Source organism: Alkalibacterium sp. s-m-28 (assembly GCF_054658175.1).
In genome coordinates this window covers 1-631 of the sequence record NZ_BAAGIQ010000239.1, presented here as the reverse complement: position 1 = coordinate 631, position 631 = coordinate 1, and the positions used below count along the sequence as shown (strand labels likewise).

General features: G+C 40.6%; 1 pseudogene. It reads left to right on the top strand.

What is annotated here, in order from left to right:
* Positions 1-122: 122 nt before the first annotated feature.
* A pseudogene (locus ACYQ4S_RS12125) lies at positions 123-515 on the top strand (aminotransferase class I/II-fold pyridoxal phosphate-dependent enzyme); the annotation flags it as partial.
* Between the last annotated feature and the right edge of the window lie 116 nt (positions 516-631).

Here is a 631-nt window from a genome sequence, read left to right as displayed (position 1 = left end):
AGGGACTGCCTTTTGAGCCTACCCCTATCCGATTCCTCTGTCTGTATGAAGTCTGTGCAGATAAGAATGGAGTTCGTAGGAAGCCCCCACTTCAAAATCCAAAGGATTTAAGTGGTGGGTAGTTCACGTCTTTAGTGAACAACCACTTGCTGGAGCCTAAAGATAAGATTGCTCTGATGATCCCAACCTTTGCGCCTTACATGGAAATTCCTGAACTGCCGGAATATGAATTCGATGTAGAATATATTAGGTCTGAAATCATGACAATCGATGGACAGACCAGTCATCAGTTCAGTGAACACGAACTGAATAAATTAAGGAATACGGACATTAAAGCAGTTTTTGTAGTGAATCCAAGTAATCCGACAGCGAATGCGATATACGGTGATTCGATTGAACAGCTGAAAGACATTGTTGAAAAGGATAATCCTGATCTGATGATATTATCTGACGATGTGTATGGCACCTTCCTTGAATCATTCACATCGCTGTTTACAGCTATTCCTTACAGAACTATCAAGCGTGAAAGCCCACGGTTTTAATCGTGGGATGAGAGCGTACATTGAGATAAGTGCCTGCTTGGTTTGTCTTCTTTTTATTTTAAAATTAAGTATACATTTCTCTAGCCTTT